This window comes from Burkholderia sp. BE12 (assembly GCF_002959955.1).
Classification (GTDB): domain Bacteria; phylum Pseudomonadota; class Gammaproteobacteria; order Burkholderiales; family Burkholderiaceae; genus Burkholderia.
Genome location: NZ_PREY01000046.1, coordinates 23,338 through 42,901 on the forward strand (window position 1 = coordinate 23,338; position 19,564 = coordinate 42,901).

At 66.6% G+C, this 19,564-nt stretch carries 16 protein-coding genes and 1 pseudogene; 10 read left to right on the forward strand and 7 right to left on the reverse strand.

Annotated elements, in window-relative coordinates:
- Nucleotides 1–22 precede the first annotated feature (22 nt).
- Nucleotides 23–1,177, forward strand: coding sequence for a WD40/YVTN/BNR-like repeat-containing protein (locus C4B30_RS32565; protein WP_089500578.1), 1,155 nt, complete (start codon nt 23–25; stop codon nt 1,175–1,177).
- On the opposite strand, the gene C4B30_RS32570 is transcribed toward C4B30_RS32565, so the two are convergent.
- On the reverse strand, nt 1,164–2,108 hold the full coding sequence (locus C4B30_RS32570; RefSeq protein ID WP_089500579.1) for a LysR substrate-binding domain-containing protein: 945 nt from the start codon (nt 2,106–2,108) through the stop codon (nt 1,164–1,166). The genes C4B30_RS32565 and C4B30_RS32570 overlap by 14 nt on opposite strands.
- Nucleotides 2,109–2,255: 147 nt before the next feature.
- On the opposite strand from C4B30_RS32570, the gene C4B30_RS32575 reads away from it, so the two are divergent.
- The gene (locus C4B30_RS32575) at nt 2,256–2,681 is read left to right on the forward strand and encodes a PACE efflux transporter (RefSeq protein WP_089500580.1); all 426 of its coding nucleotides are present in this window, start codon (nt 2,256–2,258) and stop codon (nt 2,679–2,681) included.
- Between the two features lie 9 nt (nt 2,682–2,690).
- Here C4B30_RS32575 and C4B30_RS32580 read toward each other — a convergent pair whose 3' ends face one another.
- The 5 genes and pseudogenes from C4B30_RS32580 to C4B30_RS32600 all read right to left on the reverse strand — a co-directional run.
- A complete protein-coding gene (locus tag C4B30_RS32580) occupies nt 2,691–3,317 on the reverse strand; it encodes a trimeric intracellular cation channel family protein (protein ID WP_027781410.1) in 627 nt (208 codons plus the stop codon).
- A gap of 294 nt (nt 3,318–3,611) precedes the next feature.
- Nucleotides 3,612–4,559: a choline ABC transporter substrate-binding protein gene (locus tag C4B30_RS32585; protein ID WP_027781411.1), complete on the reverse strand. Its 948-nt coding sequence runs from the start codon at nt 4,557–4,559 to the stop codon at nt 3,612–3,614.
- Between the two features lie 103 nt (nt 4,560–4,662).
- Nucleotides 4,663–5,661, reverse strand: a complete 999-nt coding sequence (locus tag C4B30_RS32590) for a GlxA family transcriptional regulator (RefSeq protein ID WP_027781412.1) — start codon at nt 5,659–5,661, stop codon at nt 4,663–4,665.
- Between the two features lie 108 nt (nt 5,662–5,769).
- A complete protein-coding gene (gene choW / locus C4B30_RS32595; protein ID WP_027781413.1) occupies nt 5,770–6,666 on the reverse strand; it encodes a choline ABC transporter permease subunit in 897 nt (298 codons plus the stop codon).
- Nucleotides 6,659–7,950: pseudogene (locus C4B30_RS32600) on the reverse strand (quaternary amine ABC transporter ATP-binding protein); the annotation flags it as partial. The gene choW and the pseudogene C4B30_RS32600, both read right to left, overlap by 8 nt.
- Between C4B30_RS32600 and C4B30_RS35480 the strand changes: the two are divergent.
- The 7 genes from C4B30_RS35480 to C4B30_RS32635 all read left to right on the forward strand — a co-directional run bounded on the left by C4B30_RS35480 (nt 7,929) and on the right by C4B30_RS32635 (nt 16,025).
- Nucleotides 7,929–8,171 carry a hypothetical protein gene (locus C4B30_RS35480; RefSeq protein ID WP_155257273.1) on the forward strand — a complete coding sequence of 81 codons (243 nt, stop codon included), beginning with the start codon at nt 7,929–7,931 and terminating at the stop codon, nt 8,169–8,171. The pseudogene C4B30_RS32600 and the gene C4B30_RS35480 overlap by 22 nt on opposite strands.
- A gap of 262 nt (nt 8,172–8,433) precedes the next feature.
- Complete coding sequence (locus tag C4B30_RS32610; RefSeq protein WP_089500581.1) at nt 8,434–11,796, forward strand: DUF2339 domain-containing protein; 3,363 nt, start codon at nt 8,434–8,436, stop codon at nt 11,794–11,796.
- Entirely contained in the window at nt 11,793–13,151 is a 1,359-nt protein-coding gene (locus tag C4B30_RS32615; protein WP_089500582.1) for a DUF3999 domain-containing protein, read from the forward strand. Before C4B30_RS32610 ends, C4B30_RS32615 begins: the two co-directional genes overlap by 4 nt.
- Nucleotides 13,152–13,310: 159 nt before the next feature.
- Nucleotides 13,311–13,616, forward strand: a complete 306-nt coding sequence (locus C4B30_RS32620; protein WP_006490913.1) for an NIPSNAP family protein — start codon at nt 13,311–13,313, stop codon at nt 13,614–13,616.
- A 310-nt stretch (nt 13,617–13,926) separates the two neighbouring features.
- Entirely contained in the window at nt 13,927–14,577 is a 651-nt protein-coding gene (locus C4B30_RS32625; RefSeq protein WP_059502143.1) for an NADPH-dependent FMN reductase, read from the forward strand.
- Between the two features lie 233 nt (nt 14,578–14,810).
- Complete coding sequence (locus tag C4B30_RS32630) at nt 14,811–15,029, forward strand: hypothetical protein (protein WP_006480563.1); 219 nt, start codon at nt 14,811–14,813, stop codon at nt 15,027–15,029.
- A gap of 93 nt (nt 15,030–15,122) precedes the next feature.
- A complete protein-coding gene (locus C4B30_RS32635) occupies nt 15,123–16,025 on the forward strand; it encodes an aminomethyltransferase (protein ID WP_105133521.1) in 903 nt (300 codons plus the stop codon).
- A gap of 93 nt (nt 16,026–16,118) precedes the next feature.
- On the opposite strand, the gene C4B30_RS32640 is transcribed toward C4B30_RS32635, so the two are convergent.
- On the reverse strand, nt 16,119–16,364 hold the full coding sequence (locus C4B30_RS32640; RefSeq protein WP_105133522.1) for a hypothetical protein: 246 nt from the start codon (nt 16,362–16,364) through the stop codon (nt 16,119–16,121).
- A 622-nt stretch (nt 16,365–16,986) separates the two neighbouring features.
- Between C4B30_RS32640 and C4B30_RS32645 the strand changes: the two genes are divergently transcribed.
- The coding region (locus C4B30_RS32645; protein WP_267896670.1) for an ESPR-type extended signal peptide-containing protein at nt 16,987–19,564 on the forward strand (2,578 nt) is incomplete at its 3' end.

Consider the following 19,564-nt stretch of genomic DNA (forward strand, 5'->3'; position numbering starts at 1 on the left):
GACCATCCGGAGACATCGCACAATGAACGATCGACTGCTCGTCGCCACCCGCAAGGGCCTGTTCGTCCTGCAACCCGACGGTAAGGACGGCTGGACGCTCGGCGAACCGCATTTCATCGGCGAGCCCGTCAGCATGGTGCTCGCCGACCCGCGCGACGGCACGCTGTATGCCGCGCTCAATCTCGGCCATTTCGGCGTGAAGCTGCATCGGCTGCGCGCAGGCGCCGCCGACTGGGAGGAATGTGCGGCCCCGGTTTATCCGCCCCAGCCCGCCGACGCCGACGCGTCGCCCGCCCGTGCCGACACGCACACGGGCGGCAGCGACACCGACGACGAACCGCCCGGGTCGCCGCAGCCGCCGTGGACCCTTCAGCAAATCTGGTCGCTCGAAGCCGGCGGCGCGGACGAACCCGGCGTACTGTGGGCCGGCACGATTCCCGGCGGCCTGTTCCGCTCCGACGACCGCGGCGAATCGTGGGTACTCAACCGCGCGCTGTGGGATCGCCCCGAACGCGCCGAATGGGGCGGCGGCGGGTACGACGCGCCGGGCATCCATTCGGTGATGGTCGATCCGCGCGACAGCCGACACGTCGCCGTCGGCATCTCGTGCGGCGGCGTCTGGCAGACATTCGACCGCGGCGCGACGTGGCGCGTGACCGCGCAAGGCATGGAAGCCGACTACATGCCGCCCGAGCGGCGCGGCGAGCCGAACATGCAGGATCCGCACCGCGTCGTGCAGTGCGCGGCCGATCCGGACGTGCTGTGGACGCAGCATCACTGCGCGATCTTCCGCTCGACCGACGGCGGCGAACACTGGCGCCGCATCGAAGCGCAGCCGTCGAGCTTCGGTTTCGCGGTGGCCGTGCATCCGCACGAACCGGATACCGCGTGGTTCGTGCCGGCCGTGAAGGACGCGTGCCGGATTCCGGTGAACGGCCGGTTCGTCGTCACGCGCACGCGCGACGGCGGCCGCAGTTTCGAGAGCCTGTCGAACGGGTTGCCGCCCGCGCCCGCGTACGACCTCGTGTACCGGCATGGGCTCGCGGTCGACGATTCCGGCACGCGCCTCGCGATGGCGTCGACGACGGGCGGGTTATGGACGTCAGTCGATGGCGGCAACAACTGGCGACAGGTATCGGCGCATTTGCCGCCGGTGTATTGCGTCAGGTTCGGGTAGCGGCGCGAGAATCGTCGGGCGCCATCCGCGCCACCGCATCGCGCGTCCGCGCGATTTCCGCTTCGAGCCAGTCGAGAAACCGCCTGACCTGCGGCTCGCGCTCCCGCCCCGGCCGGCACAGCGCGACGAAGCGCGCGCCGTCGAGCCGCACCGCGGGCTCGATCGGCATCAACGCACCGCGCTCGACATGCTCGGCGGCCAGCACCGAACTGAGCAGCGCGATCCCCTGGCCGTGCAGCACGGCCTGCAATGCGTAATGCTCGTCGTCGTAATGGCGAAACACCGCGCGTTCGAGCCACGCTTGCCGGCCCGCCGCACGACACCACGACGCCCAGTCGACCGACACGGGCAGCGGTGTATCCCACACGGTCTCGATCAGGTCGAGCGGCGCGTCGGTGCGATGCGCGTCGAAGCCGGCGGCCGCATACGCGCCGAAATACTCGTCGATCAACGCAATCTCGTGCAGCGCCGGAAACTTGCGCGACGTCGCGCGAATCGCGAGATCGATCCTTGCATCGCGTTCGAGATCGACGAGCGCGTTCCCCGTTTCGACCTTGATGTGCAGGTGCGGATCGACGCGGCGAAACGCACCGAGACGGGGAATCAGCCACATCGCCGCAAAGGCCGGCGTGGTGGTCAGCACGAGCGGGCGCGCGTCGGCCGCATCCGGACGCACGGCGTCGAGCCCGCGGCTCAATGCCAGCAACGCATCGTGACTCGCGCGAAACAGCTGCTCGCCTTCTTCGGTCAGCCGCACGCCGCCCGCGCCGCGCTCGAACAGCAACACGCCGACACGGCTCTCCAGCGACTTGATCTGGTGCGACACGGCAGCCGGCGTCACGGCGAGCTCGTCCGCGGCGGCCTTGAACGTGCCGAGCCGTGCCGATGATTCGAATACACGCAATGCGGTCAGGGGGAGTTTCGAGAACACGAAGCCTCGCGGGCCGGATGCGGCCGGGTTGAATTGGATTCAATCGGGATGAGATTAGGTGAATTGAAGCGGGCGCGCAACGCGGCTAGTCTTGCGGGACGTCGCGGCGTGGCGCCGCGACGGTTGCAGTCGAACCGGAGGAACCCCGTGCAAGGCCTACCGCGCAGGATCACGCAGGCGGTGCTCTACGAAGCGATCGCCATTTCCTGCATTTCGCCCGTGATCGCGGCGCTCTTCAAGCAGGATCTCGTCTATTCGGGCGCGCTGTCGGCGACGATGTCGGCGATCGCGATGCTGTGGAACATGATCTTCAACGCGCTGTTCGAGCGCTGGGAAGCATCGCGCCGACAACCGGCGCGTACGCTCGGGCGGCGGATTCTGCACGCCACCGGATTCGAAGGCGGGCTGATCTTCATCCTCGTGCCGGTCGTGTCATGGTGGCTCGACATCTCGTGGTTCGACGCGTTCATCGTCGATATCGGACTGTTCGCGTTCTTCTTCTGCTACGCGTTCGTGTTCCAGTGGGCGTTCGATCGCGTGTTCGACGTGCCGGCGGCGACGAAGGGGTCGTGAGTCGGGCGCTTACGCCCCCGCGGCGATTTTCGGCAACTGCCAGCCGAAGCGCACCGCCGCCATCCGCAGCGCAAAGCACGCGACGCCGCCGAGCACGGCCGCGACGACGGGAGGGCAACCGAGTCGCCGGCACAACACGACGACGACCGCGCCGAGCAGCGCCGCGCTCGCATAGATATCCGTGACCAGCACGACCGGTATCCGCGCGAGCAGCAGATCGCGCACGACGCCGCCCCCGCAGCCGGTCACGGCGCCCATCAGCGTCGCAATGAACGGGTGGACGCGGAATTCGAGCGCCTTCACCGCGCCCGCCACTGCGAACAGCGCGAGGCCAGCCGCATCGAGCGTCGTCAGCAGCGCCGGCGAGAACGACGCGACCCGTGCATGAAACACGAACGCGAACAACCCGGCGGCGAACGCGAGCGCCGGATAACGCCAGTCGCTCACGGCGCTCGGCGGGCGGGCGCCGATCAACAGGTCGCGAATCACGCCGCCGCCGAGCGCGACGACGAGCGACAGCACCATCACTCCGAACAGATCGAGTCCGGCGCCGATCGCCGCATTGGCGCCTTCGATCGCGAACACCGCCGTGCCCGCGAGATCGGCGGCGAGCACGACTTGCCCGATGCGCTTCATGCGAATGAATGGCCGAAGTACCGGACCGTCCGGTTGCCGCCTGCGTCGACCGAAGCGGTCGCGCCGTTCGGCCGCGTGCCGGCTACGCGTAGCCGGCCGGATGCATCAAGCGGGTTGCGGGTCATTGCCGGCTCCTCGATCGGGGATCGAGCAGTCTAGCGCATCGCCCGCCGCCCGTCGGCGCGAGGGCGATGCACACAGCAAAAAGCCGGCGCAAGCAGGTCTCCCTGCTTGCGCCGGCTCGACGTTCACGTCAGGCTTCGGGCCCCGGCCGCAAAGCGCGACGCGTCACGCTCAATGCACGCCGAGGTATGCCTTCACCGCCGGCAGGCCCGGCTTGCCGTCGATCGTCGTCACGCCGGCCAGCCACTTGTCGAGCGATTGCGGATTCGCCTTCAGCCAATCGGCGGCGGCCTTGTTCGGATCCTGCTTGTTCATGATCGGCATCATCACGTGGTTCTCGATCGACGTCGTGAACTGCAGGTTCGACACGAACTTCGCGACGTTCGGGCAACGCTGCGCGTAGTCGGGCGGCGTCGCCGTCAGCACCTTCGCTTCGCCGTAGTTCGGCCCGAACACGTCGTCGCCGCCGGTCAGGTAGTCGATCTTCATCTGCACGTTCATCGGATGCGGTTCCCAACCGAGGAACACGATCCACTGCTTGTCGCGCGCCGCGCGGTTCACCTCGACCAGCATCCCGGCCTCGCTCGATTCGACCAGCTTGAACTTGCCGAGACCGAACTGGTTGCCGTCGATCATCTTCTTGATCAGCGCGTTGCCGTCGTTGCCCGGCTCGATCCCGTAGATCTTGCCGTTGAGCTTGTCGGCGTATTTCTGGATGTCCGCGAACGACTTCAGGCCGCCCTGGTACACGTAGTCGGGCACCGCAAGCGTGTATTTCGCGCCGGTCAGGTTGGGCGTCGCGAGCACCTTGATCGTGCCGGCCTTCGTGAACGGCTGAATGATCGGGTCCATCGTCGGCGACCAGTAGCCGAGGAACACGTCGATCTGCTTGCTCTTGATCCCCGCGAACGTGATCGGCACCGAGGCGATCGTCTTCGTCGGGTTGTAGCCGAGCCCCTGCAGCATCGTCGACGCGAGGCCCGTGGTCGCCGCGATGTCGGACCAGCCGACATCGGCGAAGCGCACGTTCTTGCAAACGGGCGGATCGGCCGCATAAACGGCCGACATCGGCGCGGTTATCCCGATCCCGCACACCGCTGCGATCAATAGGCGCTTCATCTTTCTTCTCCTCAAAGTGATGTCGTTTGCTTGAATGCGGGATCGTTTATTGAAGCCGCGCGCCGCGATCCCGGCGACGTCGCGTACCGATTGTTCGGCCCGTTCAGCGCCCCGGCAACCGGCGCTCGTAGCTCGGCGCATGGCCGAACTGCGCGCGGTATGCCTTGCTGAAATGACACGGCGAGTGAAAGCCGCAGACCGTCGTCACGCGTGCGATCGATGCGTCGGTCGTACGCAGCAGATCGCGGGCGCGTTTCAGGCGCAACGTCAGGTAATAGTGAGTCGGCGATACGTTCAGGTACACCTTGAACATGCGCTGCAGATGCCGCTGCGACAGTCGCACGAGCCGCGCGAGCTCCTCGAGCGACAGCGGCTCCTCGATGTTCGCCTCCATCAGCCGCACGACCTCGATCAGCTCCGCACGCGAGAAACCGACCCGCGCATCGACCGGAATCGGCTGCGTATCGGTCGAACTGCGGATGCGCTCCAGAATGAACTGCTCGGATACCTGCGCGGCCAGTTGCTGGCCGAACCGCATGCCGACGAGGTTCAGCATCAGGTCGAGCGGCGCGGTGCCGCCGGTGCAGGTCAGCCGGTCGCGATCGACGACGAACAATTCGTCGGCGAAACCGACCTGCGGAAATTCGGCATGCAGGGCGGACAGGTTCTCCCAGTGCACGGTGCAACGATAGCCGTCGAGCAACCCGCTCGCCATCAGCGCGTAGGCGCCCGTGCAGATGCCGCCGAGCGGCAGCCCGCGTGCGGCGAGCGCCGCGAGCGTATCGCGCGCGCCCTCGTCGACCGTGTCGCGGATGCGGATGCCGCCGCACACGATCATCACGTCGGGCAGGTTCTCGTAGTCGAGCGCCTGCGTGGGCCGCACCGCGATGCCGTTGCTGGCATGCGCGGGCGCGCCGTCGAGCGAGTAGATCGACCACTGGTAGTGCTCCGCCCGCCCGACATAGTTCGCCATCCGAAGCACTTCGACCGCGCTCGAGAACGCGATCATCGAGAAGTTCGGCAGCGTCAGGAAGCCGAAATGGGCGAGGGACGAAACCGGTGAAACGCAGGCGGCGGGCGCGACAGCGACGGCGGACGTCACATCGGTCTCCTGGCGAGGAGGTTGCAGGGAGCCAGCCCCGCGGCGCAAGCCGCGGGAGCCGTTATCTCGATTCAGGGTCGCGGCCAGGGTATTCCTGGCCGCCGAAGATCAGGCCTGCGCGGGCTCGGCCTTCACGCGAAAGAGCTGCTTGAGGCCCGAGAACAGCGGCGCCTTCACGGTGCCCGGCGCGCGGCCGAAGCTCTCGGTGATGCGGTCGAGAATGATCGCGAGCAGCACGACCGACAGACCGCTTTCGAAACCGAGGCCGATGTCGAGGCGCTGGATACTCGCGAGCACGTCGTTGCCGAGGCCGCCCGCGCCGACCATCGACGCGATGATCACCATCGACAGCGCCATCATGATCGTCTGGTTCACGCCCTGCATGATCGACGGCAGCGCGTTCGGGAACTGCACCTTGTACAGCAGTTGCCACGGCGTGCAGCCGAACGCCTGGCCGGCTTCGACGATCTCGCGGTTCACGTGGCGGATGCCGAGGCTCGTGAGACGCACCGCGGGCGGCATCGCGAAGATCACCGTCGACAGGATCCCCGGCACGCGGCCGAGACCGAACAGCATCGCGGCCGGAATCAGGTAGACGAAGGCGGGCATCGTCTGCATCAGGTCGAGGATCGGGCGCACGATCGCGGCGACCCATTTGCTCTTCGCGGCCCAGATGCCGAGCGGGATGCCGAGCACGAGGCTGATGATCGTCGACGACAGCGTGAGGCCGAGCGTGATGACCGTCTGGTCCCAGAAGCCGGTCGCGAAGATCAGCAGCAGCGACGCGGTGGTGAACAGCGCGAAGCGCCAGCCCACCCGCCACAGCCCGACGCCGATGAAGATCGCCATCATCATCCACATCGGGATCGCTTGCAGGCCATGCTCGACGAATGCCGCGAGCCCCTCGATCGCTTGACCGATCGTGTCGAACGTCTTCGCGTCGTGGTCGAGCAGGTAGTGAACGCCCTGGTCGACCCAGGTACCGAGCGGAATCATTTCAGACATGGGAGCCTCGCGAACGCGTGATGGCCTTCAGGATGAGCGCACGATCGACCGAGCCGCAGTAGCAGCCGTCGTCGTCGACGACGGGCAGTGCATTCGGGCTCGCGACCACGCGCGCGACGACGTGTTCGAGCGACGCATCGCGCCGGATGCTTTCGACCGGCCGCACGGACGGCGTGTCCTGACCGATCGCATCGCGCGTGACGAAGCCGCGGATCTTGCGTTGCGCGTCGAGCACGAACGCGTATTCGGCGCTGCCGTTCAGCGACGCGGCGACGTTCGCGGCATCGCACTTCGACATGGTCGGCACGGCGCCCGTCTGCATCAGGTCGCCGGCGGTGAGGTAGCGGCTGGTATCGATGCCGTCGAAGAACGCACGCACGTAATCGTCGGCCGGGTTCGCGATGATGTCCTGCGGCGTGCCGACCTGCACGAGGCGGCCGCCTTCCATGATCGCGATGCGGTTGCCGATGCGCAGCGCTTCCTCCAGATCGTGCGACACGAACATGATCGTGCGGCGCTGGTCCTTCTGCAGTTGCAGCAGCACGTCCTGCATTTCGCGACGCTTGAGCGGATCGAGCGCGGAGAACGCCTCGTCCATGATCATCAGCGACGGGTTCACGGCCAGCGCGCGGGCAAGGCCGACGCGCTGCTGCATGCCGCCCGACAGCTCGGACGGCAGCTTGTGCGAAAACGGTGCGAGGCCGACCTGCTCGAGCACTTCCATCGCCCGGCGCTCTCGCTCCTTCTTGCCCATGCCCCCGACTTCCAGCCCGAATGCGGCATTCGACACCACGGTGCGATGCGGCATCAGCGCGAACGACTGGAACACCATGCTCATGTCCTTGCGGCGCAGCGCGGTCAGCGCCGAGCGGCGCGCCGACGCGACGTCGAGCCCGTCGACCAGCACCTTTCCGGCGCTCGGATCGACCAGCCGGTTCACGAGGCGGATCAGCGTGGACTTGCCGGAACCGGACAGGCCCATCAGCACGAAAATTTCGCCTTCCTGCACATCGAAGGAGACGTTGTGCACGCCGACGACCTGACCGGTGCGCTTGAGCACATCGTCCTTCGTCGCGCCGGCGGCGAGCATGTCGAGCGCCTGCTGCGGATTACTTCCAAACACCTTGCACAGACCTTCGACCACAACCTTGGGGGCATCCATCGAAACCTTCTCCTCGTGTAGCGGGGACTCGCGCTTGTCATAGCGTGCCTACATAGTTGCCAGAAAAAACCCCGACCTGCCGACGAATTACGACAAACGCTTGCGCAAATACGACACGGCCGCCAGCCCCGTCCGGCGGGCCGCGCCGCCGATTGCGGCGGCGCAATACGCGCACGGCCTGCAACGACGGGCATCGCCCGCCGGACTTGTGCGCAGCAGCGCGGCAAACGACACATGGGATTTTGCGCCAGGCCGCATCGGGCACGCGTCGCTTTCCGACAAGTTGACGTCCGTTCCGGCGCGGATCTGCTCAGACGAAAGCGCACACCGCATTCGCCAGTAAAAAGCATGACCGTACAAAAAGCCGTATGACGACACCGAAAGGCGCACCCCGCGATACTGCGCCAAACCCGAAAATCGGAGCAGACGCGCTGTGATACATTCCCCGCAAACACGCCGATCGCGACGTTGCCGCGGGCCTTTCGCACGAGGGCCCAACCGCACGGCGCGCACATGCCGGTTCGCCTGCCGGCCGTGCTGAAACAGCCTCGATCCGGTGCGATCCCGATCGAAGGACGATAACGATAGTGAGAGGGAGCAAGGCGTTGAACTGGGCATTCGCCGTAATCGGTTTCGTCGTGGGCGGCATCGCCGCCTTGATCGGGGATTTCTCGGCCGGGAGCGGCTCGCTGCTCGGGGCCGCCGTCGGGTTCTGCGTCGGGCACGCGCTGCGGCAACGCAAGCTGCAGAACCAGCGCGCCGTGCCCGACGCATTTGCCGTCTCCGCGCCGCCTCCTGCCCCGTTACCGCTCGCCGATCGCGTCGCGCGCCTCGAAGCAACCGTCGACACGCTCACGCGCGAACTCCACGCGCTGCGCGCTCAACTGGCGGGCGCGAAGGCCGGCGCGGCGACATCCGGCGGCAGCGCGCCAACGACTTCGGACGACGCCGCCTCCGCGCCGCTGCCGACACACTTCCCGACACCACCCGCGCAACAACCGGTCGCCGCACGCGCGGGCCCGCCGGCACCCCCTTCGACCCCGGCGCCCACTACACCGCTAGCACCGGCAACCGCGGCACGCGCCGCGCCTGCGTCCGCTCACGCCGACACCACCGTCATCGCCCCCACCACCCCGCCCGAACCGCTCGCGCCGCGCGAACCCGGCATCGCCGAACGCGCCTTCGGCGCCGCGCGCGACTGGCTGCTCGGCGGCAATACGGTCGTGCGCGTCGGGATCATCGTGCTGTTCTTCGGCGTCGCGTTCCTGCTCAAGTACGCGGCCGACAACGACATGCTGCCGATCGAATTCCGTCTCGCGGGCACGGCGCTCGCCGCGGCCGCGCTGCTCGCGATCGGCTGGCGCGTGCGCGCGCGCCGCGCCGCATACGGCCTCGTGCTGCAAGGCGGCGGCGTCGGCATCCTGTACCTGACGATCTTCGCCGCGACCAAGCTTTATGCGTTGCTGCCCGTCGGCGCCGCGTTCCCGCTGATGGTCGCGGTCTGCGCGCTGAGCGCGTTCCTCGCGGTGCGGCAGAACGCGCTGCCGCTCGCGTTCATGGGCAGCGCGGGCGGCTTCCTCGCACCGATCCTGCTGTCGACCGGCCAGGGCAACCACGTCGCGCTGTTCAGCTACTACGCACTACTGAACGCGGGCATCTTCGCGATCGCGTGGTTCAAGGCCTGGCGCCCGCTGAATCTGCTCGGTTTCGTGTTCACGTTCACGATCGGCTCCGCGTGGGGCGTGACGGCCTATCGCCCCGTCCTGTTCGCGAGCACCGAGCCGTTCCTCGTCCTGTTCTTCCTGATGTATGTCGGCATCGCGCTGCTGTATGCGGTGAAACGCGAACTCGCGCTGCGACACTACGTGGACGGCACGCTCGTGTTCGGCACACCGATCGTCGCGACCGCGCTGCAGGCGTCGCTCGTGAAAGACCTGCCGTTCGGGCTCGCGTGGAGCGCGGTCGCGCTGTCGGCGTTCTACGTCGCGGTCGCCGCATGGCTCGCGCGGCGCCGCGACCGCCTCGGGCTGCTGTTCGAATCGATGCTCGCGCTCGCGGTCATCTTCGCGACGCTCGCGGTGCCGCTCGCGTTCTCGGGGCCGACGACCAGCGCCGCGTGGGCCATCGAAGGCGCAGCCGTCGTGTGGCTCGGCGTGCGCCAGAAGCGCCTGCTGCCGTTCGGCTTCGGGCTGCTGATGCAGGTCGCCGCGGCCAGCGCGTTCTTCACGAGCCTGCTCGGCCCGGCCGACACGGCTGCGCTGCCGGTGCTCAACAGCCCGTATATCGCGATGCTGCTGATCGCGCTCGCCGGCCTGTTCACCGGCTGGTGGCTGCACGGGCGCGGCGAAGCGCGCGCATGGCACGCCTGGATGCCCGAGATCGGTGTCGCGGCCGCCGCGTGGGGGCTGCTGTGGTGGGTCAGCGGCGGGCTGCACGAGATCCTCATCCATGCGAGCCGTCACGTCGACCTGCACGCCGACCGCTTCGTCGTCGATACGACCGCGCTGTTCGCGGCCGGCACCGCATGGCTCGCGCACGTCGCGCGCCGCCGGCTCGCGTGGCCACTCGCCGAATGGCCCGCGCTAGCGCTCACGCCGGTGCTGGCGCTGCTCGCGCTGCGCGCGTTCGATGCGCACGAAGCGCCGCTGTCGGGCATGGGCGCGTTCGCGTGGCCCGTGGCCATCGGCGCGGCACTTGCGCTGCTGTGGCGCCAGTCGCGCGGCACGACCGACGCCGCCGACGCGAGCGGCGCGGCGCCCTCCGTTGCAGCGCGCATGCTCGCGCCGCTGCATACGCTGACGTTCTGGACCCTGTGCGGGCTGCTGTCGCTCGAAGGTTTCTGGCGCCTGCGCGCGTTCGTCCCGGAAGGCGCATGGAGCTGGAGCGCATGGGCGTACGGATTCGGCGCGCTGCTCCTGCTCGTGTCGGGCCCCGGCTCGCGGCTGCGCTGGCCCGTCGCGGCGTTCCCGCGCGCCTATCAGGTATGGGGAGCCGCGCCGCTCGCCGCGCTGCTGTGGCTATGGAGCATCGCCAGCACGGTGAGCGACGGCGACGCAGCGCCGCTCTTCTGGTTGCCGCTGCTCAATCCGCTCGACGTCGCGCAGGGTCTCGTCTTCGTCGCCTTCGCCGCGTGGCTGCGTCGCCTCAAAACGCTCGGCATCACATGGCATCCGCGCGCCGTCGACTATACGGCGATCGCGACCGTGTTCCTGTGGTTCAACGCGCTGATGCTGCGCACGCTGCATCACCGCTTCCACCTGGGCTACGACATCGACACCGTGCTGTCGTCGTTCGGTATTCAGCAGGTGTTCATGGTCGGCTGGAGCCTGTTCGCGTTCGCCGGGATGTGGCTGACGCGCCGCGACGGCATCGCCCGCCTCTGCGCGTTCGCGTCGCTGCCGCTGATCGTCGTGATGTGGGCGTGGACCTTCTACGCGAACTTCACGCAGGACGGCGGAAGCTGGGCGCGCGTGCCGCTGTTCAATCCGCTCGATCTCGTGCTCGCGGTCGTCTATGCGCTCGCCGCGTCGTGGTTCGTGCGCGCGCGCAAGCTCGGCTGGTCATTCGACAAGTATCGCGTCGAACTGCTGGGCGCGGCCGGCGCGACCGTATTCCTGTGGCTGAACGCGATCCTGCTGCGCACGCTGCATCACTGGGCCGGCGTGCCGTACGAGTTCGGCGCGATGGCCGAATCGACGCTCGTGCAGGCGTCGGTGTCCGTGTACTGGACGGTCTGCGCGCTCGCAATCACGATCTGGGCCACGCGCCGCGGGCTGCGACCGCTGTGGTTCGTCGGCGCCGCGCTGCTCGCGCTCACGGTCGTCAAGCTGTTCCTGTTCGACCTGTCGCACGTCACCGGCATCGAGCGCATCGTGTCGTTCATCGGCATCGGTGTACTGCTGCTGTTGATCGGCTATTTCTCGCCGCTGCCGCCGAAGGCCGCCGCCCAACAGGACGGCCAGCCATGAAACGACTCGCCGCCCTGCTCGGGCTGAGCCTGCTCGCGTCGTTCGCGGCAGCCGACGGCGCACCGAACGCCGGACGCATCACGCAGCGCTTCGCGCTCGATCTCGACGGCAGTGCCGCGTATTACCAGCTCACCGTGCCGCAGCCCGTGTATGCGGCGAGCCGGCGCGACGATCTCGGCGACGTGCGCGTCTTCAACGGCGCGGGCGAGCCGGTGCCGTACTCGCTCGACACGCCCGCCGCGGCCGCACCCGCCGTGCCGCCGTCCCGCACGCCGGTGCACTGGTTCCCGCTGCCGCTCGCGCGCGCCGAGAACGGCAACGCGTCGCTCGGCGTGACGGTCGGCCCCGACGGCGCGCTGCGCGCGGCCGTCGCGACGCCTTCGCGCACCCGGCGCCGCGCGGACCTCATCGACCTGTCGCATGCCGACGGCAGCATCGACGCGCTGCTCGTACACGTGGACGACGACAGCTACCAGGGACGCGTGTCCGTCGAGGCGAGCGACGATCTGCGCAGCTGGCGGCCGCTCGGCAGCACGCAGTTGCTGAAAGTGGGCCGCGGCAACGACATGCTGGTGCAGGAGCGCATTGCGCTCGACGGCGCGGCGCCGCGCTACCTTCGGCTGGACTGGCTCGACGACGCGCCGGCGATCGCGTCGATCGACGTCGAGACGCATTCGCGCGACGCACGCGGCACCGACACGGCGTCGGTGCCGCGCCAGTGGCGCGACGCCGTGCGGATACGTGCCGGCGCCGCGCCGGGCGAGTATCTGTTCGACACCGACGGCGCGTATCCGGTCGACCGCGTGCGCATCGACCTGCCGCAGCCGAACACCGTCGCGCGCGCGACGCTGCAAAGCCGCGCCGATGCGCAGGCGCCGTGGCGCGACGTCGCGGCCGCCGTGCTGTTCCGACTGCAGGGCAAGGGCGGCGAGCAGCGCAATCCGCCGCTCGAGTTCATCGCGAATACGGATCGCGCGTGGCGAATCGTCGTCGACATGCGCAACGGCGGGCTCGGCGGCGGCCAGCCGGCCGTCGCGCTCGGCTGGCATCCGGCCGCGCTGACCTTCGTCGCGCGCGGCACGCCGCCGTTTACGCTCGGCGTCGGCGACGCGTCGCTCGTATCGTCGGCCGTGAGCCGCGACGCACTGCTGGTCGGCATGGCGCCCGAAGTGCGGCCCGCCCGCGTCGGCGCGGCGCTGCCGGTATCGGCGGTCTCGCCGACGGCAACTGCCAATTTGGATAGCGGGCGCCGCTACGTGCTTTGGGGCGCGCTGGTGGTTGCGGTCGGCGTGCTCGGCGCGATCGCATGGCGCCTCGCGAAAGGCGGCGGCGAGACGCGCAGCCGCGACGGGTAATCCCGGGGTAACGCGGCAGGCGAAGGGAACGAATACCGTGCTTTCCGATGCCGCGTGCAACGAAGCCGCGTGGTGATGCGCCTACCCGGCGCGCACGCCGTTGACACGTGCCGCCCCGCGCCCCAGACTCGCCGCTCCGTTACCCCACCGCGAGCGCCCATGATCACCTGCTTCCTTCGCTACGTCGTCGATCCGTACAAACTCGTCGAATTCGAAACCTACGGCAAGATGTGGATTCCGCTCGTCGAGCAGTTCGGCGGCACGCATCACGGCTACTTCCTGCCGTCCGAAGGCGCGAGCAACATCGCGCTCGCGATGTTCTCGTTCCCGAGCCTCGCCGAATACGAGCGCTACCGCGAACGCTCGAAGGACGATCCGGCCTGTCAGGCCGCGTTCCGCTACGCGGAGGAAACGCGATGCATCGTCAGCTACGAGCGCAGCTTCTTCCGGCCGGTGTTCGAGTAACGGGCCGCGCCATCGCGTATCGCCCCCCATTTTCCGGCCGAGGACGAAAAAAAGCCCCGCCAGCATCCGCGCGGCGGGGCCAACCCATGTCAGTAGAGACATCATGGAGGAGACGAGCCCATCTTATCGACCGTGGCGCACCGTCCCAACCAAGCATTTCTGCTATCGATCTGCGGGGCTGCGCACACGATTGCCGTGGCGGCGCGGCATATCGATAGAACGAAAAGTCGTTTTCAGAGTGGCGACGGGGTCGTTACCATCTGGTTTTAAGCCTGTGCTTAGCCGGGCCAGCCATTCCGAGGAGCGCCCCTTGACTGCATTCGATCAACACCGCCGCCCGTTCGTCGTCGGCATCGGCGGGACCACCCGCGCCGCGTCGTCCACCGAACGGGCGCTGTCGTTCGCACTGCGCGGCGCGCAAGCCGCCGGCGCGCGCACGCGTCTGTTCGACGGCCCGTTCCTGCATACGCTGCCGCACTACGCACCCGAACACAAAACGCTGACCGACGCGCAGCGCGAGCTGATCGACGCCGTGCGCCAGGCCGACGCGATCATCATCGCCACGCCCGGCTATCACGGCGGCGTGTCCGGTCTCGTGAAGAACGCACTCGACACGCTCGAGGAGCTGCGTGCGGACGACCGCCCGTATCTCGACGGCCGCGCGGTCGGCTTGATCGTCACCGCGTACGGCTGGCAGGCGGCCGGCACCGTACTGACGTCGCTGCGCTCGATCGTCCATGCGCTGCGCGGCTGGCCGACGCCGTTCGGCGCAACCGTCAACACGCTGGAAACGCGCTTCGAAAGCGCCGACAGCTGCTCGGATCCGAAGGTCGTCGCGCAACTCGAGACGGTCGGCGCGCAAGCCGCCGAATTCGCGCTCGCGTTCGCGTCGCATCGCGCGGCCTCGCATGCGGCATCGGTCGACGCGCTCGCACCCGTGCTGAAAGTCGCCAACCAGTAACCTCCGCATTCCGCCGCGCGCCTTCGGTCGACGAGCGTCGCCGGGGTTGCGCGGCGCGTCTTCCGACGCGTGGCGATGTGCCGGACGCCTCGTCGCTCCTGCCCAAGCACCGTTCCCGCGCACCACCCCGATAACGATTCAGCCCGCCGCGTAATTTGCATTGGCCGAAAGATTGGTTCACGCGGCCGGCCGGTTTTCGTACGCTGAAAGTCCGCACTTTTTCCGCGCACGCCATGAACCGTACGATCCGCTACAAGGGCTACGAAGTCGCTCCCGCTGCCGCCCGGTTGCCGAACGGGCTGTTCGCCGCCAACCTGACGATCGAACGCGCGAGCGGCGGGCCGTCGCCGCGCTCCGTGTCATTCGACGCGATCGATTTCTTCTTCGAGGAAGAGCACGCCCTCGCCTACGCGTCGCGCTGGGGCCGCCTCTGGGTCGACACGAACGCGTGACACGCGCGGGCGGCGTGCACATGGCCCGTCGAAAATACGCGATTACGGAAGCTGTGCAAAAATCTTTCGATCCGTAATCGCATAACAATAGTCATGACCGACACGCTGCAGGAAGAACATGCAGCCGCAGATCACGCGATGCGCAACTGGACCTTCGAGAGGCAAGGTCCGGTCCGAATCGGTTCCGATGCGCACAAGCAGATGTTCTGTCGGATGCTGCTCGACACACACAACCCGTACAAGCCGGCCGTGATCGACTGGCCGCCGCTCCAGCCGGCCGAACTCAGGCGGCTCACGTCGCTGCCGATCTGGGACATCGCGGTGCAAACCGAAGGCCGCGCGTCGATCCGCGTGGCGACTTACGCCGCGACGGTCGACGATCCGCTGCTGCGCCGCGCGCTCGAGATGGACGGCGGCGAGGAAGCCCGCCACAAGGTCGTGCTGTCGAAGCTCGTCGAGGCATACGGCATCCGGCTCGCGCCCGAGCCGGCCTACCCCGCGCCGACCGATCCCGAATGGTCGTGGATGATGACGGGCTTCAGCGAATGCATCGACAGCTTTTTCGCGTTCGGCCTGTTCCGCTCCGCGCAGCGCTCCGGCTATTTCCCGCCCGAACTGGTCGAGACCTTCGAGCCGGTGATCCAGGAAGAAGGCCGCCACATCCTGTTCTTCGTGAACTGGTACGCATGGTACTGGCGCACGATGCCGTGGTGGCGCCGGCCGTGGTTCTTCGCACGCGTGGCGGCCGTGTGGGTGCAACTGATCCGCGACCGCATGAACATCGCGCGCGGCATCGATGCCGATGGCGCCGCGCGTGACGCGAATTTTCCGGCCACGGGCACCGCCGATATCGGCGATGCACTGAACCCGCGCGAGCTGATCGAGCTGTGTCTCGTGGAGAACGACCGGCGGATGGCCGGTTACGACAAGCGCCTGCTCCGTCCGATGTTCGTGCCGCGGATGGCGCGGTTCACGCTGCGGTTTCTGAAGAAGTAAAGTCGGGCGCTCGCCGCCGGTCATGCGGCAAGCGCCCGGTTCGGTCCATGTTCCTGGACCGAATGTCGCGTATCCGACACATTCAATCCTCCCCTATTTTTCTTCGACACGTCGACGCGCAGACCGCATGAGCGTCAAATCGCCGCGCCATGGATCTGACATTTCAGGCCCTGTTGCGACGCCGACCCGCGGTCTTTGACGCCCTGTCGCCATCACGCGAAATACCCGCCGCGAGCGCGTCAGCTCGGCTTCCGGCATGCGCAGCGATTCCGCCTTAACGCCGATATCCACATCATCGTCAATAGGACAAATCCGATAAATTGACGCGGATTGTTTCATTCTCGCCCTCTGTAGCATTTTTTTACAACTTTCAGGGGCCGGGCAGCCCGGAACGCCCGCCACACGGGCACCTTGCGCCGACCGATATGCGCAAATCAGCACAATCCAATGTGCTCAATATCAGATAAATTTAATTATCAGATAATTAATAAATACAAATACAAGTCCATTCTAAACAAAAACATTAACAAGTTAATTAAAGACGCCAGACATTATCTCTCAGCATGCCAGTTTGCATTACAAACATGAAAGACTCTCATGCCACGCAAACGTTTGCTATTTCATTTGTCTTACTTTTTGGACGACAAAGTGTGTGACCTGGCGCACAATCACCTCTCAAGCCATTGATTTATATGAATATTTCTCAGACTCAAGGGGAGATTTCAAACCATACATTGTACATTCCAGAATCTTTCAAATTCATTCGCACTCGATACATCAAAACGCTATGCATTAACCATTTTTTAACTTTAAAAACGCTTCATTTATCACTGTTTGTCAATCTCTAAAATCCACCTCCAATAAACTCCGCCCATCAATTTTGAGATTCGCGCGAGCGCACGGAGTAATCCTCTAACAAAAGAGACCGGTGTGTGGCGTGCACATTTGGAGGTAGCAGGACATGAACCGCACATACCGCTCGATCTGGAACGAAGCGCTTGGCGCCTGGGTCGCGGCATCGGAATACGATTCGGCACGGGGCAAGCCGAACAAGTCGGCCGTAGTGGTCGCCGCCGTCGCGGCTCTGGCGATCAGCCTGCCCGGGTTGGCCGAAGCCAATACGCTCAACACACAGCAAACCTGCTTGACGGGAAGCAGCGGCGCGGTCGGCCGCGTCAACCCGGGCGGCACGCAAAACCAGGCCGGCGACGGCTCCGGAACGTACTCGGTCGTCGCCGGCTGTAACTCCAACGGCAACGGCTGGACGGGCGTCACGGTATATGGCTCGTTCGCGCAGGCGACCGGCAACGGCGCCGTCGCCACCGGCATGCAGTCGTCGGCTGGCCTCTGGGGCGTCGCGGCCGGCCTCGAAACTACGGCCAGCGGTGCCGGAGCGACCGCACTCGGCTTCGGCTCGACTGCAAATGCGCTGAACTCCGTCGCCATCGGCGGCGCGGGGGGCAACGGAACGACGCCGCTGTCGCAGGCAAACTCGACCATCGCATCGGGCGCGGGCGCGGTCGCCATCGGCAGCAACGCAACGAAGGGCGCGCAGTCCGCCGCGTCGGACGGCATCGCGATCGGCGGTCAATCGTCCGTCGCATCGACCGCCACGTCGGGTATCGCACTCGGCCGCGGTGCGACCGCCAATGGCGCGTACGGCATCGCGCAAGGTGACGGCGCGGTTGCGGGTGTCGCGGGGAGCACTTCGATCACGAATAACGTTGCAATTGGGGCTGCAGCCTCTGCGACGGGTGGCAATGCAGTTGCACTGGGTGGGGGCGCCAAGGCATCCGGACTCGACGGCACGGCAGTTGGCTTCAACGCAAGCGCCACCGGATCCACAAGTTACGCGTCCGGTTTTGGTGCGGTTGCATCGAACACGGATGCGACGGCTATCGGCAACCAGGCCACGGCAAGCGGTCAGCAGGATACCGCCATCGGTGTGACGGCCGTTGCGTCGGGTGGGAACGGGGTCGCGCTCGGCAACAGGGCGGCCGCGACGGCCGCTAATGCAACTGCCGTTGGTGCGTCATCTGTCGCGTCGGCCGGACAAGCATCGGCATTTGGCCTCGGCGCCAATGCAACCGGAACGAACGCAACGGCGCTCGGTATCGGAACCGTCGCGTCGAATTTCGCCGCGCTGGCTGCCGGCAATCAGTCGACCGCCGCGGGTTCCGCCGCCGTGGCACTGGGAAGTACTTCAACGGCAGGGGCGAATTCGTCGGTTGCAATCGGCGACACCTCGAGCGTTTCGTCGACGGCCGGTTTGGGTTCAACGGCGATTGGTTACCGTTCGACCGTCAAGTCCGGGACCGGTGCCGTTGCGATCGGCAGCCAACAGACCGTGAGCGGTAACGGCGCGGTGGCGATCGGCGACCCGAACATTGCGAACGGCACGGGTGCCGTGACGATGGGTGCAAATAACGTCGCTGCAGGCAATGCGGCGGGGACGACAGCCGCGAACGGTGCCGTGGCAATCGGCAACAGCAACAGTGCGATCGGCCAGGGCTCGGTTGCACTGGGCAATAGCAGTACGACTACCGCGGCCGGGGGCATCGCGATCGGCGATACCGCGGTATCCGGTGCGACGAACGCACTGGCATTCGGGGCTGGCGCCAACGCGAACGTGACGGGCTCGGTCGCGCTCGGCTCTGGTGCGGCCACGACCGGTACCGCGAATACGGCGACGGGCGGCACCGGTGCTGTCAGCAGCACGACGATCGGAAGTCAGACATTCGGTACCTATGCCGGCGCGAATTCGGCCGCTGGTGTTGTGAGCGTGGGCGCCGCGGGTTCCGAGCGTCGCATCCAAAATGTGGCGGCCGGGTTGATCAGTGCAACCAGCACGGATGCAATCAACGGTAGCCAGCTTTACGCCGTGGCCAGCACCACGACGTCGAACATCGTCAGCTTGTCGACTTCTACGTCGACGGGTCTTTCGTCGGCTAATAGCTCGATTTCGTCGCTGTCGACATCGACTTCGACTGGCATCAATTCGTTGTCCACCGGTCTCAGCTCGGCTAACAGCTCGGTTACGTCGCTTTCGACTTCGACTTCGACTGGCATCAATTCGTTGTCCACCGGTCTCAGCTCGGCAAACAGCTCGGTTACGTCGCTTTCGACTTCCACGTCGACGGGTCTCTCGTCGGCTAACAGCTCGATCACGTCGCTGTCCACGTCGACCTCGACAGGCATCAACTCGTTGTCCACTGGTCTCAGCTCGGCAAACAGCTCGGTTACGTCGCTTTCGACTTCCACGTCGACGGGTCTCTCCTCGGCGAATAGCTCGATCGGCTCGCTCTCGACCTCGACCTCGACCGGCATCAACTCGCTGTCCACCGGTCTCAGTTCGGCCAACAGCTCCGTCACGTCGCTTTCGACTTCCACGTCGACCGGTCTCTCGTCGGCTAATAGCTCGATCGGCTCTCTCTCGACCTCGACCTCGACCGGCATCAACTCGCTGTCCACCGGTCTCAGTTCGGCCAACAGCTCCGTCACGTCGCTTTCGACTTCCACGTCGACCGGTCTCTCGTCGG

Coding starts and splice junctions, on each gene's coding strand:
- C4B30_RS32565 (WP_089500578.1), top strand. CDS start 23: ATGAACGATCGACTGCTCGTCGCCACCCGCAAGGGCCTGTTCGTCCTG.
- C4B30_RS32580 (WP_027781410.1), bottom strand. CDS start 3,317: ATGAAGCGCATCGGGCAAGTCGTGCTCGCCGCCGATCTCGCGGGCACG.
- C4B30_RS32585 (WP_027781411.1), bottom strand. CDS start 4,559: ATGAAGCGCCTATTGATCGCAGCGGTGTGCGGGATCGGGATAACCGCG.
- choW (WP_027781413.1), bottom strand. CDS start 6,666: ATGTCTGAAATGATTCCGCTCGGTACCTGGGTCGACCAGGGCGTTCAC.
- C4B30_RS32615 (WP_089500582.1), top strand. CDS start 11,793: ATGAAACGACTCGCCGCCCTGCTCGGGCTGAGCCTGCTCGCGTCGTTC.
- C4B30_RS32620 (WP_006490913.1), top strand. CDS start 13,311: ATGATCACCTGCTTCCTTCGCTACGTCGTCGATCCGTACAAACTCGTC.
- C4B30_RS32630 (WP_006480563.1), top strand. CDS start 14,811: ATGAACCGTACGATCCGCTACAAGGGCTACGAAGTCGCTCCCGCTGCC.
- C4B30_RS32635 (WP_105133521.1), top strand. CDS start 15,123: ATGACCGACACGCTGCAGGAAGAACATGCAGCCGCAGATCACGCGATG.
- C4B30_RS32640 (WP_105133522.1), bottom strand. CDS start 16,364: ATGAAACAATCCGCGTCAATTTATCGGATTTGTCCTATTGACGATGAT.